Here is a 13,554-nt window from a genome sequence, read left to right as displayed (position 1 = left end):
ATGACAGCGACAGCAGAGCTGCTGCACCGCATCACCGGCGACGAGAAGCACGCGCCGAGCGCCCATTCGACGCTCGATGTGCTGTGGGTTCTCTACGACCGCATCCTGCGGATCAGCCCGGAGACCGCCGACGCGCCCGACCGCGACCGATTCCTGCTCTCCAAGGGGCACGGGCCGGCCGCCTACTACGCCGTGCTGGCCGCGAAGGGGTTCTTCCCCGAGTCGTGGCTCGACGACCTGGGCCGGTGGAACAGTCCACTCGGCCACCACCCCGACCGCGTCCTGATCCCGGGCGTCGAGGTCGGCACCGGATCGCTCGGGCACGGTCTCGGGCTGGGCGTCGGCATGGTTCTCGGGCTGCGCGCCCAGGGCTTCACCCGTACGCGAACCTTCGTGCTCCTCGGTGACGCCGAACTCGACGAGGGGTCCAACCACGAGGCCATCGCCTACGCCGCGGCCACCCGTCTGCCGATCACCGCGATCGTCATCGACAACCGGTCGTCGACGCACGGCTGGCCGGGCGGCATCGCGGCCCGCTTCCCGGGCTGGGACGTGTCGGTTGTGGACGGCCGCGACCGGGACCGCCTGGAACTGGCCCTGCGACCGAGGCACGACCGCCCCAACCTGATCGTGGCGACCGTCGCCCAGAAGGGGAGCTGACCATGATGCGCGATACGTTCGTCGCCACCACGACCGACCTGCTCGACGAGGATCCGCGGACCGCGCTGGTGCTGGCCGACATCTCCGCCGATTCCTTCAGAAGTGCCCGCGACCGGCATCCCGACCGGGTGCTCAACGTGGGTATCCGGGAGGCGCTGATGGCCGGCGTCGCGGGTGGGCTTGCGCTCACCGGGCTGCGTCCGTTTTTGCACTCGTACGCCCCGTTCGCGGTGGATCGGGCGTACGAACAACTGAAGCTCGATCTCGGCCACCAGGACGCGGGCGCGGTCGTGGTCACCATCGGCGGCTCGTACGACGCGTCGGAGGAGGGCTACACCCATCAGTCGCCCGGCGACGTCGCCCTGCTCGATACGCTCGAGGGCTGGACCGTGCACGTCCCCGGCCATCGGGACGAGGTGCCGGCCATGTTGCGCGAGGCGGCCCGGCACGACGACCGGGTCTACGTGCGGCTGAGCGAGCAGGAGAACGACCGGGCCTATCCCGGCGGCGGTCGTCTGCGGGTGTTGCGTCGCGGTGGTCCGCTGGTCGTGGCGGTGGGTCCGATGCTCGACCCGGTGCTCGAGGCGACGTCCGGCCTCGATGTCACGGTCGCCTACACCAACATGCCGCGCCCGTTCGACGCCGAAGGCCTGCGTGCGCTCACCGAGAGCGATGTCGTGCTGGTCGAGCCCTATCTGGCCGGCACGTCGGCGGCCGCGGTGAGTGCCGCCCTCGAGGGCCGGCCGCATCGCGTGACGCATCTCGGGGTCGGTCGCCACGAGGTCCGCAACTACGGCGGTTGGCGCGATCACGCCCGGGCCCACGGCCTCGACGCTGCCGGACTGCGCGCATCGATCGGGCAGTTCCTGGCGCTTTAAGCCGCGGCGGCGAAATCTTCCCGGCGCGGGCTCACCACGCTGCGCAGGCATTCCTCGGCCTCACGCACCTGATCGGGAGAAGCCAGGCGAAGAACAAACCTTTCCCGTACGCCGTCAATCGCGGTCAAACTGACCTCGAGCCGGTTCCGGGCGTCCACATTCCAGCTGACGTTGCTCAAGTGCGCGAACGTCGCGTTCAGGTGCATGCTCTTGCGGCGCAGCATCCCGGCCTTGCGGGTGACGACGAGGCGACGCCGGGTGAGCATCAGGTTGCCCTGCTCCCACGGTGCGACCAGCACCGCTTCGTCGCCGGGCTCGACGCAGCGCTCGAGGATCGTCCGGTGGCCGCCACTGGTTGTGCTGTTGAACACGTCCATGTGGCGTTTAACGGCGACCGTTCGGCTAAGTCGCTGCCACCGGGCGGTGAATGTGGAATTACAACGCCTCGACGATCGTGGCGTTGGCCATGCCGGCGCCCTCACACATCGTTTGCAGGCCATACCTGATGCCGGACTGTCGCATGTGGTGCAACATCGTCGTCATGATGCGCGCGCCGGATGCTCCGAGCGGGTGACCGAGGGCGATCGCCCCGCCGCGCGGATTCATCCGGGAGCGGTCGGCGCCGGTCTCGGCCAGCCAGGCCAGCGGCACCGGCGCGAACGCCTCGTTGACCTCGTACACACCCATGTCGTCGATCTTGAGACCGGCTCGGGCCAGCACCTTGGCCGTGGCCGGGATGGGCGCGGTCAGCACGATCACCGGGTCGGCGGCGGCGATCACGGCCGTGTGTACCCGGGCCAGCGGACGCAGTCCGTGCGCGGCGGCCCACTCCGAGGTGGTGACGGCCAGCGCGGCCGCGCCGTCCGAGATCTGCGAGGCCGACCCCGCGGTGACCACGCCACCGTCTTTGAACGGCGTCTTCAGCCCGGCCAGCTTCTCCAGCGTCGAGTCGCGGCGGATGCCCTCGTCCTGCTTCACGCCGGCCAGCGGCTCGATCTCGGCGTCGAACTCGCCGGCATCCTGGGCCCGGGCCGCCGCGGCGTGGCTGGTCAGCGCGTATTCGTCGAGCTGGGTGCGGGAGAACCCCCACCGCTCGGCCACCATCTCGGCGCCCACACCCTGGTTGAACGAGTCGACGCCATAGCGATTCCGAATGCTTTCCCCGTACGGGTCGGCGCCCTGCCCGGTCGAGCCCATCGGCACCCGGGTCATCGACTCGACGCCGCCGGCCACCACCAGATCGGCCTGCCCCGAGATCACCGTCGCGGCGGCGAAGTGCAGCGCCTGCTGACTCGACCCGCACTGCCGGTCGATGGTCGTGCCGGGCACCGCCTCGGGCCAGCCGGCCGCGAGCACGGCGTTGCGCCCGATGTTCCACGACTGCTCGGCGATCTGGGACACGCAGCCCCACATCACGTCGTCGACGTCGGCCGGGTCGAAGCCGGTCCGCTCGGCCAGCGCCCGCAGCACGTGCGCCGACAATTCCACCGGGTGTACCTCGGCCAGCCCGCCCTTACGCCGGCCGATCGGGGTCCGGACCGCTCCGACGATCACCGCATCACGCATACGTCGAAGGTAGCCCGAACTGCCATAGTGGTGCGATGCAGTGGCGTATCAAGCCTGTTCTTCCGGTCAGCAAAGTCATCGCCGCGGTCGCCGTGGCGGTGGCCGCGGTCGCCTTCGCGGGCTACGACCCGGTGCGCTGGATCTTGGCGGCCGTGCTCGTGCTGGCGCTGCTGGTGTGGGCCCTGCGCGACGTGGTGCGGCCGGTGCGCCTGGCCGCCGACGCCGAGGGCGTGACGGTGGTGACCGGCTTCCTGGGCCGGCGTCACCTCGGCTGGGGCCAGATCGAGCGCATCCGGGTCGATCGGCGCAGCCACCGTGGCCTGCGCAGCGAGTTCCTCGAGGTGGACGCGGGCGACGCGATCTACCTGTTCAGCGCGAACGACCTGGGCGAACTCCCGGACGAGGTGGCCACCGCGCTGGCCGACCTGCGCGTGAGCCCGGCTTAGCTCTGAGTCCGGCTTAGCCCAGGATCGCCTGGGTTCGGAGCACGGCGGCGACTATGAGCACCACGAAGACGGCGGCACAACCGAGCGCCTGGATCTGACTTCGGCGCTTCGTGGGGGCGTACGCGAGAACGAAAGCGACCGCCCCGCCGACCACCAGACCGCCGATGTGACCGGCGATCGAGACGTTCGGGATGCTGAACGTGAAGATCAGGTTGACCACGAGCAGCGGGATCAGCTGGCTGATGTCGAGCCGCAGCCGGCGGTTGACCACGATCATCGCCAGGACCAGACCGAAGATCGAGGTCGAGGCGCCCGCGGCCTGCGCGTTCTGCGGCGTGAAGAGGTACGCCGCCACGTTGCCACCGATGCCGGCCAGCAGATAGAGCGCGGCGAAGCGCAGCGGGCCCAGCTTCTCTTCGAGATAGCGGCCCAGCTGCCAGAGCAACATCATGTTGAGCAGCAGGTGCAGCACGCCGTAGTGCACGAACATCGCGGTGACCAGGCGCCACCATTCACCGGCGGCGATGCCGTGCGCTTCTCCGCCGTACGTCGCGTAGCCCAGCACCGAGGACCAGAGAGTGACCTCGGTCTGGCTGCCCATCAGGCCGAACCAGCCGCCCGACCCGGCGATCGCACGCACACCGCCGACCGCGGCCGAGATCACCATCACCACGACATTGATCGCGATCAGGGCGCGGGTGACGTAGCCGTTGCGGCCGATCGCGCTGCCGCCGAACGCCGTGCGGGCCTGGCGCTGGGTGCGCTTGCCCTCGGCCACGCACTCGGGGCACTGGTGACCGACCGACGCCTCGTTCATGCAATCGGGGCAGATCGGCCGGTCGCACCGCGTGCACCGGATGTAGGTCTCCCGCGACGGATGGCGGTAGCAGACCGGAGCCGTCGAGGGAGCCTCACTCATAACATCAACGGTACTTCAACGAGTCTCTTTCCAGCGCGGCGGAGACCGCCGTCAGGAAACTCTCAGTCGTTGACGCGCTCGATCTCCACACGCTCGACCGTGACGTCCTCGCGCGGGCGGTCGCCCGGGCCGGTCGCGGTGGTGGCGATCGAGTCGACGACCTTGGCCGACTGCTCGTCCGCGACCTGGCCGAAGATCGAGTGGCGACGGTTCAGGTGCGGGGTCGGCGCGACCGTGATGAAGAACTGCGAGCCGTTGGTGCCCGGCCCGGCGTTGGCCATGGCGAGCAGGTACGGCCGGTCGAACGACAGCTCGGGGTGGAACTCGTCACCGAACTGGAAGCCCGGGCCGCCGCGGCCGGTGCCGGTCGGGTCGCCCAGCTGGATCATGAAGCCCGCGATGACCCGGTGCGAGATCGTGCCGTCGTAGTACGGCCCGCTGCCCTTCTGGCCGGTGCGCGGGTCGGTGTAGTCCTTCGTGCCCTCGGCGAGCTCCACGAAGTTGCGCACAGTCGCCGGGGCGTGATCCGGGAAGAGCTGCAGGCGGATCGCACCATGGTTGGTGTGCAGGATGGCGTAAAGCTTCTCGGCCACGGGTACTCCTCTTGTGTCACGGTCGCCCCGTGGCGTACCTCGGCGGGGCGATTGGACAGTGCATTGCAGTTCGGATCCTCCCCCATGTGTCTGAAGCGGCAGCGAGGGGGTACCAAAACAGGGCACCATGCATGGCAGAAGACAACGGAGGTGGGCACTGGTGTTCACGACGATGCGCCGCAAGAACCGCAGTCGGCGGATGAAGAACGAGCTCGGGCAGAGTGTTGACCACTTCAAGCGTGCGGCGTCGCTCGCGGCTGCGGAGACCAGCGCGACCGTGGGGCCGACGCTGACGGCGGCGGTCGACCGGGTGCAGCCGGCCGCGGTCAAGGCCAAGGACGTGGCCTCGAGCGGGTGGGACAGCGCGGTCGCGACGATCACTCCGCTGGTCGCGGCGGCGAGCGAAAACGTTCGCCAGACCAGCGAGCTGAGCAAGCGCAAGGCCAAGAAGGCCGCCAAGACCAACAAGAAGGCGGCCCAGAAGCTGCAGAAGCGGGCCAACAAGGCGGTCGGCCGGAAGCAGAGCCGCAAGGGCACGAAGCTGCTCGGCTTCGCGCTGCTGGGCACCGCGGTCGGCATCGGTGCGGCCTACGCGGCCAAGCGTCGCCGGGCCGCGCAGTGGGACGAGTACGACCCCGCGGCGCCGATCAGCTCGACGACGCCGGCCGGTGCTGACGACGCGGCCTTCGAGCCGGCCGACAGCGACGAGCCGGAGAACCGCGAGGCGTACAGCTCACAGAACGGCACCTCACCGAACACCCCTCGGTAAGTGCTTCGCCCGATCGGGCGGGTTGGCCCCTAACGGCAACCCGCCCTTCGTGGTGCCCGTCTACAGCCAGCCGCTGCGGCGGAATACGCGGTAGAGAAGCACCGAGGCGATCAGGATGATCGTCCACCACGCCGGATAGCCGTACTGCCAGGTCAGCTCGGGCATGAAGGAGAAGTTCATGCCGTAGATGCCGGCGCCCGCCGTCCACACCGTGGCGATGGCCGCCCACGCCGCGATCTTGCGCATGTCGTTGTTCTGGTCGACCGTGACCTGCGCCAGCCGGGCCTGCAGGATCGAGTTGAGCAGGTCGTCGAAGGAAGAGACCTGTTCCACCGTACGGGTGAGGTGGTCCTGCACGTCGCGGAAGTATTTGCCGATCCGCTTGGGCACCAGCGCCACGATCATCGCCAGCGGGCGCTGCAACGGCACCACCGCGCGCCGGAACTCCACCAGTTCCCGCTTCATCTGATAGATGGCCGGAATCGGACTCGCGTGGTCGCGTGAGAAGACGCCCTCCTCGATCAGGTCGAGGTCGGCCTCCACCTGATCGGCGACCGCCACGTAGTGGTCGACCACCCGGTCGGTCACCGCGTAGGCCACCGCCCACGGGCCCTGCTCGACCAGGTCGGCCCGCTTCGACTCGAGATCGGCCCGGACCGAACCCATCTCGGACGCGTCGCCGTGCCGGACCGTGATGACGAACTGCTCGCCCACGAAAATCATCATCTGGCCGGTCTCGACCACCTGCGACGTCTCGGTGATCTCGCCGTGCGGCACGTATTTGGCCGTACGCATGACCAGGAAGTGCACCGATCCGAACTGCTCGAGCTTGGGCCGCTGCTCGGCCTTGACCGCGTCCTCCACGGCGAGTTCGTGCAGCCCGTAGGTGTGGGCGATCGCGGTCATCTCGGCCTCGGCCGGCTCGTGCAGCCCGAGCCAGACGAACGCGTCGTCCCGCTCGCAGGCGACCCGCAGCGCCTCGTCCGGCGTGAGCCGCCCGGGCAGGCGCTGGCCGGCCACGTAGACCGCACAGTCGACGACCGCACTGCCGGCCTCGCGGCCCGGCCCGAGTTCGGGGCGGTCGGTGGTGCCGAGGATGCGGTTCATCGCCCGGACGGGAGCGGTGAAGGCTCTCGACAACGGCCTGTTCCGGTTGCGATCGACCATGAACCCTCCCCACATCGGACGAGCAAACCGCCCGAGGCTACGCCCGGCGGGTGTTCTGAATACCCACCGGGCGTCCGTTGACCACCGTGCTAGCCGGCGCGCACTTCCTCGATCGCCTCGGCCAGACGGCGTACACCCTCGTCGATCTGCTCGACGGTGACCGCCGAGTAGGCCAGACGGACCGAGCTGCGGCCGCCCTCGAGCAGGAAGTCGCTGCCCTTGACGATCGCCACGCCCTTCTTCATCGCGGCCGGGAACAGCTTGTCGACGTCGACGTCGTCCGGCAGGTCGACCCAGAGGAAGTAGCCGCCGTCGGGCTCGGTGAAGGTCGCGCCCGGGATGTGCTTGCGCAGCGAGTCGGCCAGCACGCGGGCCCGCTCGCCGAGGGCAGCGCTGACCGTCGCGACCGAGCGCTCGATGTCACCCGAGACACAGAACTGGTGCACGATCGCCTCGGAGACCATACCGGGCGAGATGTACAGGTTGGTGGCCTTCTTGGCGATCGCGTCGATCAGCGCGGCCGGGCCGACCAGGTAGCCGACGCGGACGCCGGGGCACACCGTCTTGGTGAAGCTCGACGCGTGCACGACCAGGTTGTCGGAGTCCATGCTCAGCATCGAGGGCAGGGCCTCGCCGCGGAACCGGATGTCGACGTACGGGTCGTCCTCGAAGATGGTGAATTCGTACTGAGCGGCCAGCGCGAGCAGGGCCTGACGCTTCTCGGCCGAGAGCGTGATGCCGGCCGGATTCTGATAGTTCGGGATGATGTGGGCGAGCTTGGGGCGCACGCCCGACTCGAGCAGGCCGCGCAGCTCGTCGACGTCGATGCCGTCCTCACGCAGCGTGACCTGGTGCACCTTGGCGCCCAGATTCTGCAGGCTGAGCAGCGTGCGGTCGTAGGTCGGCTTCTCGACCACCACGTCGTCGCCGGGCTGCACGAGGTGGTTGAACAGGAAGGCGTCGGCCTGCAGGGAGCCGTTGGTCACGATGACCTGGTCGGGCGAGACGCTGTGCTTCTCGGCGATCCACTTGCGCAGCGGGAGGTAGCCGACGGACGTGCCGTAAGCGGTCACACCAGCGGGATCGGCGTCGAAGGCGCGCGCGGCGGCGGCCTTGAGGCCCTCGACGTCGATGATGTCCAGCGACGGAGCGCCCCGGGCGAAAGAGATCAGCTGCTCAGCGGTCATGGCGACAAGCTTACGAGCCGCCTCTATAGGATTTTCGTCTGGCTCGTGCGGTCCGGGCTGTGGGACGCCACCCGTTATTCTCCTGGAGTTCACCCAACAGATGGAGAAACCCCGATGATCGGTCTGATTCTCGCCGCCGGAGCCGGCCGCAGGCTTCGTCCCTACACGGACACGCTGCCCAAGGCCCTGGTCCCGGTCGACGGCGAGACGACGATCATGGACATCGCGCTGCGCAATCTGGCCGCGGCCGGGCTGACCGACGTGACGATCGTGGTCGGCTACCGCTCGAGCGCCGTCGAGGTGCGCCAGGCCGCGTTCGAGAGCAAGTACGGCGTGAAGATCTCCCTCGTCCACAACGACAAGGCCGAGGAGTGGAACAACGCGTACTCCCTGTGGCTCGCCCGTGACCACTTCGCGCAGGGGGCGTTGATGGTCAATGGCGACACGGTCCACCCCGTCAGTGTCGAAGAGACCCTCCTGGCGCAGCGCGGCCCGGGCATTTTGCTGGCCGTCGACAATGTGAAGAAACTCGCCGACGAGGAGATGAAGACGATCTTCAACGACGACGGACAGCTGACCCGGATCACCAAGCTGATGGATCCGGCCGAGGCGTTCGGCGAGTACATCGGGGCCAACATCATCGAGGCGTCGGTGGCCGCCGACGTGGCCGACGCGCTCAAGACCACCTGGGAACGCGACCCGAACCTCTACTACGAGGACGGTTTCCAAGAGTTCGCCAACCGCGGCGGCGAGGTCCGGGCGGCGGTGATCGGCGAGGTCGACTGGGTCGAGGTCGACAACCACGACGACCTGGCCAAGGCCCGGGGCATCGCATGCCGCTACTAGCCCGCAGCGTCCAGGCGCCGCTGCACATCCACGTCCGCCGGGGTGCGGTGGCCGACCTGGGCCGCATCCTGGCCGACGGACGGGTCTCGGCCGGCGGCGACGTGGCGGTGGTGGTCGGTCCCGGGCTCGGCGAGCGGGTGGCCGAGTTGATCCGCCCCACGCTGAGCTCGGCCGACGTCTTCACCACGACCGGCGGCACCCTCGACGCGGCCCTCGAGCTGGCCGACAAGCTGCGCAGCCGCCCCTACGACGCGGTCGTCGGCATCGGCGGCGGCACCACCGTCGACACGGCCAAATACGCGGCCAACCGCTGGGGCCTGCCGATGATCTCGGTGGCCACCAGCCTGGCCAACGACGGGCTGGCCTCACCGGTGGCCAGCCTGATCAACGAGGGCGTCAAGGGCTCGTACGGCGTGCACATCCCGTTCGGCGTGATCGTCGACCTCGACTTCGTCGACACCGGGCCCGACCGGGTCAACCGCGGCGGCATCGGCGACGCGATCAGCAACATCAGCGCACTGGCCGACTGGGAACTGGCCCGCCAGATGCGCGATGAGCCGGTCGACGGGCTGGCCGCCTCGCTGGCCCGGATGGGCGCCGAGGCCGTGCTGACCATGCCGGGCGATCTGCACGACGACGCGTTCGTCACGGTCCTGGCCGAGGCCCTGATCTCGAGCGGCCTGGCCATGGCGGTGTGCGGCAGCAGCCGACCGGCCAGCGGCGGCTGCCACGAGATCATGCACGCGATCGACTCGCTCTACCCCGGCACCGCCTCGCACGGCGAACTGGCCGGTCTGGGCGCGCTGTTCTGCACGTTCCTGCGCGAGGACGAGCGGCGCTTCGCCCAGATGGCCGACTGCCTGGCCCGGCACCAACTGCCCCGGCTGCCGTCCGACGTCGGCCTGAGCGACGAGCAGTTCGTCGAGGCCGTCCACTTCGCCCCGCGCACCCGCCCCGACCGCTTCACGATCCTGGAACATCTCGCCATGACCCCCGACGAGATCAGCCGAAAGCTGGGGAACTATGTCGCAGCCGTCGCCGCCCACTGACTCCGGCACCGGCTCGGTCTATCGAGCACCGACCGCCGCCGACTACTACGCCGTCAACCGGGGCGGCGGGCTGTTCAGCGAGGCGCTCAGCCAGCGGATCGGCGCCCGCATCGCGGTCTACGCGCACAAGCACCGCCTGGCCCCGACCGTCCTGACCGTCTTCAACCTCGGCTTGGGTGGCCTGGTCTCGATCGCGGTGGTCGCCACGGCCGTCCCGATCGCCGACGGCCGCGTCTGGGCCTGGCCGATCGGCCTGCTCGCCCTGATCGGCTGGCAGTTGGCGTACGCCTTCGACTGCGCCGACGGTCAACTGGCCCGGGTCACCGGCCAGACGAGCGCGGCCGGCGCCCGCCTGGACGTGCTGTGCGACGTGGCGGTGCAGATCTCCCTGGTCGCGGCGCTGGCCGCCACCGCCGAGGCGCAGGTGCCAGACACTCCGGCCTGGTTGCTGGCCGCTTTCGCCGGCACCTGGATGGTCAACCTGGTGACGTCGGTGATGCAGTCCGGCGACAAGGCCGCCAGCATGGTGACCAGCCGGTCCTTGCCCGTACGCCTGGTCAAGCTGGTCCGCGACTACGGCGCCGTGATCGCCCTGGCCGGCGTCGTGCTGACCATCGCACCACAGTGGACAATCTGGTTCATCGGCTTGTTCACGCTGGTCAACGCAGCTTTCCTGGCCGCCAGCGTGATGTTCTCCGCCCGCGAGGCCCTACGTTCGTGATCGAGGCGTGGCGCCCAAGGCCTCGGTAGCCAGGTCGTCGGCACAGCCTCGGTCGACGAATGCTGCCACCAAGCCGTCCAGCAACTCCTGCGGCGGGCGGTATCCGTGCTCTTCGAACTAGGGCGACAGATCCAGAGACTCCACGGCGTCGCGGCTGTCAGAGCTCGTGGAACGGGGCCGGCTCGGCTGGGATCTGTTTGGACATCAGGCAGAACTCGTTGCCCTCGGGGTCTTCCAGCACGATCCATGACCCCGACCCGATGATGGTGGTGGAGCGCCGCGCACCCAGGGCGAGCAACCGCTCCAGCTCGTCGGCCTGGCTGCGGTCGGTCGGGCAGATGTCGTAGTGCAGGCGGTTCTTGACCGTCTTGGGCTCGGGCACCCGGATGAACAGGATGTCGGGGCTGGTGGTCGCGCCTCGGATGGCCACGCCGGTGTCGTCGCGGGCGAAGATGCGGTAGCCGAGGGCCTCGCTCCAGAAGCGGGCCATCAGCTCGGGGTCGGCGCAGTCGACCACCATGTCACCGATGCGGCTCGTCACGGGCCGGAGCCTAGCTGGGGCCCAGCCGGGGCTCAGCTGCGGAGGACGTGGGATTCGAACCCACGAAGAGTTTCCCCTTACCGGTTTTCAAGACCGGCGCCATCGGCCACTAGGCGAGTCCTCCCGATGTTGCCGTCCCAGTGTGCCAGACGGGCACCGGTGTCTCGGCAGGCAGTCGTGCCGAAACTAAATTCACGTGTCTTAACAAGGGTCTGAGCTGCTGGAACACGCTTTCCGTAACTGTTACAAGGTGTTGACACAGCATTGATGTTCGTGGTTATGGTTCACAGCCTTTACCTATCCCGGCCAAGGCCCCCACCTCAGGCAAGGGAGTCCCCGTCATGTCCATCCCCCGAAAAGTGGCGTGGATCGCTGGAGCAGCCGCGGTTGCCTCAGCCACCGTCCTCGTCGCACCCGCGGCCTTCGCGGCCAACGAGTCGGTGAACGTCTATCTGACGACCACCAGTGACAGCGGCGGCCGCACCGTCACCCGCGGCCTCCAGCAGCAGACGCCGATCTCGTTCGCGAGCAGCAGCGGGTCGGCCAACCAGACCATCACGGTCAACGAGAACACGTCCTACCAGCCGTTCGAGGGCGCCGGTGCGTCGATCACGGACACCGCGGCGTTCAACATCCGCGGGAGCGGCGCGCTCTCGGCGGCCACCCAGAACGACGTCATGACCAAGCTGTTCAGCCCCACCGCCGGCATCGGGGTGAGCGCTATCCGCAACGTCATCGGCTCGTCCGACCTCGCACAGGGCAATTTCTCGTACGACAACACGTGCTGCGACGTCAACGACTTCTCGCTCGCGCGGGACGCCGACGTCATGGCTCTCACCAAGCAGGCGGTCGGGCTCAACCCGTCCGGCTTCGTGATGGCCTCGCCGTGGTCGGCGCCGCCCTGGATGAAGGACAACAACGCGTACAGCCAGGGCTATCTGCAGGCCCAGTACTACAAGACGTACGCGCAGTACTTCGTCAAGTACATCCAGGGCTACCAGGCCCAGGGCGTGCCGATCCGCTATGTCACCTCGCAGAACGAACCGGGCTGCTGCCCCGGCTACCCGTCGATGCAGTGGCCGGTCTCGGGCCTGCAGTCGTTCGCCAAGAACGACCTCATGCCGGCGCTCCAGTCGGCCGGGTTGAACACCAAGCTCCTCATCGGAGACTGGAACTTCGACACGTACGACCAGTGGGTGGCCCCGCTCGTGGCCGACACCGCGATCCGCAACCACCCGAACTTCGGTGGCATCGCCTGGCACGACTACGGCGGCAACCCGTCGACCGCGTCGACCGTGCGTAACCAGTACCCGAACGTCAACATGTACATGACCGAGCACTCCGGCGGCACCTGGGTCAGCAACCAGCACGCCGAGGACATGGGCGACCTGATCGAGTACTTCCGCAACTGGGGTCGCGCCTGGACGAAGTGGTCGCTCGCGGTCGACCAGAACATGGGCCCGCACAACGGCGGCTGCGGCACCTGCACCGGCCTGATCACCGTGCAGCGCGGCGGATCGCGGGCCGGCCAGGTCGACTACACCATCGAGTACTACACGATGGGTCACCTGACCAAGTTCGTGAAGCCGGGTGCCGTACGGATCGACTCGAGCGCGAACGGCACGGTCCCCAACGTGGCGTTCCGTAACAGCGACGGTTCCAAGGCGCTGATCGCCTACAACACCACCACCGGCAACCAGTCGGTCAAGGTGAACTGGGGCGGGCAGTCGTTCGTCTACAACCTTCCCGGCCGTACGTCGGCGACGTTCACCTGGAACGGGACGCAGTCCAACGGCGGCGGGGGCGGCGGCTCGGGCCGAACCGGGACGATCACCGGTCTGGGCAGCAAGTGCCTCGACGTCACCGGCGGCTCGACCACCAACGGCAACCAGCCTCAGCTGTGGGACTGCGGCGCCGGCAACCCGAACCAGCAGTGGACGGTCGGCACCGACAACACGATCCGCGGCCTGGGCAAGTGCCTCGACGTGGCGAACAACTCGACGGCCGACGGCGCGGTGGTCCACCAGTGGGACTGCATCGACTCGGTCGCGAGTCAGAAGTGGACGGTCAACGCCAACCGCGACATCGTCAACACCGCGTCGGGCAAATGCCTGGACGTGAAGGACAACAGCACGGCCAACGGCGCCAAGCTCCAGCTGTGGGCCTGCACCGGTGCCGCGAACCAGAAGTGGATCACGCCGTAAAAGCCGTC

Annotated in this window: 15 protein-coding genes and 1 tRNA gene; 8 read left to right on the top strand and 8 right to left on the bottom strand. The window is 68.5% G+C overall.

Annotated elements, in window-relative coordinates; all coding sequences use genetic code 11:
* Together KOI35_RS08130 and KOI35_RS08125 are read left to right on the top strand one after the other, a co-directional pair.
* Positions 1-660, top strand: coding sequence for a thiamine pyrophosphate-binding protein (locus KOI35_RS08130; protein WP_215785391.1), 660 nt, complete (start codon positions 1-3; stop codon positions 658-660).
* Positions 661-665: 5 nt separating this feature from the next.
* The gene (locus tag KOI35_RS08125; protein WP_215785558.1) at positions 666-1,538 is read left to right on the top strand and encodes a transketolase family protein; all 873 of its coding nucleotides are present in this window, start codon (positions 666-668) and stop codon (positions 1,536-1,538) included.
* Here the strand turns inward: KOI35_RS08125 and KOI35_RS08120 are convergent.
* Positions 1,535-1,915 carry a hypothetical protein gene (locus KOI35_RS08120; RefSeq protein ID WP_215785390.1) on the bottom strand — a complete coding sequence of 127 codons (381 nt, stop codon included), beginning with the start codon at positions 1,913-1,915 and terminating at the stop codon, positions 1,535-1,537. The two genes, KOI35_RS08125 and KOI35_RS08120, sit on opposite strands and share 4 nt — an antisense overlap.
* Positions 1,916-1,973: 58 nt before the next feature.
* Positions 1,974-3,104, bottom strand: coding sequence for an acetyl-CoA C-acyltransferase (locus tag KOI35_RS08115; protein ID WP_215785389.1), 1,131 nt, complete (start codon positions 3,102-3,104; stop codon positions 1,974-1,976).
* A gap of 35 nt (positions 3,105-3,139) precedes the next feature.
* Here KOI35_RS08115 and KOI35_RS08110 point away from each other — a divergent pair, with 35 nt between their 5' ends.
* Positions 3,140-3,550 (top strand): PH domain-containing protein, encoded by a 411-nt coding sequence (locus KOI35_RS08110; protein WP_215785388.1) that lies wholly within the window; start codon positions 3,140-3,142, stop codon positions 3,548-3,550.
* Positions 3,551-3,563: 13 nt separating this feature from the next.
* Here the strand turns inward: KOI35_RS08110 and KOI35_RS08105 are convergent, their stop codons facing one another.
* Positions 3,564-4,469, bottom strand: a complete 906-nt coding sequence (locus KOI35_RS08105; RefSeq protein WP_215785387.1) for a rhomboid family intramembrane serine protease — start codon at positions 4,467-4,469, stop codon at positions 3,564-3,566.
* 62 nt (positions 4,470-4,531) lie between these two features.
* On the bottom strand, positions 4,532-5,062 hold the full coding sequence (locus tag KOI35_RS08100) for a peptidylprolyl isomerase (protein ID WP_215785386.1): 531 nt from the start codon (positions 5,060-5,062) through the stop codon (positions 4,532-4,534).
* Positions 5,063-5,222: 160 nt separating this feature from the next.
* On the opposite strand from KOI35_RS08100, the gene KOI35_RS08095 reads away from it, so the two are divergent.
* The gene (locus tag KOI35_RS08095; protein ID WP_308120850.1) at positions 5,223-5,831 is read left to right on the top strand and encodes a hypothetical protein; all 609 of its coding nucleotides are present in this window, start codon (positions 5,223-5,225) and stop codon (positions 5,829-5,831) included.
* Positions 5,832-5,891: 60 nt separating this feature from the next.
* Here the strand turns inward: KOI35_RS08095 and KOI35_RS08090 are convergent, their stop codons facing one another.
* A complete protein-coding gene (locus KOI35_RS08090; protein ID WP_215785385.1) occupies positions 5,892-6,998 on the bottom strand; it encodes a magnesium and cobalt transport protein CorA in 1,107 nt (368 codons plus the stop codon).
* Between the two features lie 89 nt (positions 6,999-7,087).
* Complete coding sequence (locus tag KOI35_RS08085) at positions 7,088-8,185, bottom strand: aminotransferase-like domain-containing protein (RefSeq protein ID WP_215785384.1); 1,098 nt, start codon at positions 8,183-8,185, stop codon at positions 7,088-7,090.
* 114 nt (positions 8,186-8,299) lie between these two features.
* Between KOI35_RS08085 and KOI35_RS08080 the strand changes: the two genes are divergently transcribed.
* The 3 genes from KOI35_RS08080 to KOI35_RS08070 are packed head-to-tail and all read left to right on the top strand — an operon-like array spanning position 8,300 to position 10,801.
* On the top strand, positions 8,300-9,031 hold the full coding sequence (locus tag KOI35_RS08080; protein WP_215785383.1) for a phosphocholine cytidylyltransferase family protein: 732 nt from the start codon (positions 8,300-8,302) through the stop codon (positions 9,029-9,031).
* Positions 9,019-10,080: an iron-containing alcohol dehydrogenase family protein gene (locus KOI35_RS08075; protein WP_215785382.1), complete on the top strand. Its 1,062-nt coding sequence runs from the start codon at positions 9,019-9,021 to the stop codon at positions 10,078-10,080. The genes KOI35_RS08080 and KOI35_RS08075 overlap by 13 nt, the downstream gene beginning before the upstream one ends.
* Positions 10,055-10,801: a CDP-alcohol phosphatidyltransferase family protein gene (locus tag KOI35_RS08070; protein ID WP_215785381.1), complete on the top strand. Its 747-nt coding sequence runs from the start codon at positions 10,055-10,057 to the stop codon at positions 10,799-10,801. Before KOI35_RS08075 ends, KOI35_RS08070 begins: the two co-directional genes overlap by 26 nt.
* Positions 10,802-10,958: 157 nt before the next feature.
* On the opposite strand, the gene KOI35_RS08065 is transcribed toward KOI35_RS08070, so the two are convergent.
* Positions 10,959-11,342 (bottom strand): VOC family protein, encoded by a 384-nt coding sequence (locus tag KOI35_RS08065; RefSeq protein WP_215785380.1) that lies wholly within the window; start codon positions 11,340-11,342, stop codon positions 10,959-10,961.
* Positions 11,343-11,381: 39 nt separating this feature from the next.
* Positions 11,382-11,466: transfer RNA gene (locus KOI35_RS08060), tRNA-Ser, on the bottom strand.
* 217 nt (positions 11,467-11,683) lie between these two features.
* Between KOI35_RS08060 and KOI35_RS08055 the strand changes: the two genes are divergently transcribed.
* On the top strand, positions 11,684-13,546 hold the full coding sequence (locus tag KOI35_RS08055) for an RICIN domain-containing protein (RefSeq protein ID WP_215785379.1): 1,863 nt from the start codon (positions 11,684-11,686) through the stop codon (positions 13,544-13,546).
* The last annotated feature ends 8 nt before the right edge of the window (positions 13,547-13,554 follow it).

It is taken from the genome of Paractinoplanes bogorensis, from assembly GCF_018829635.1.
GTDB lineage: Bacteria > Actinomycetota > Actinomycetes > Mycobacteriales > Micromonosporaceae > Actinoplanes > Actinoplanes bogorensis.
This window is presented reverse-complemented; position numbering and strand designations above follow the sequence as displayed.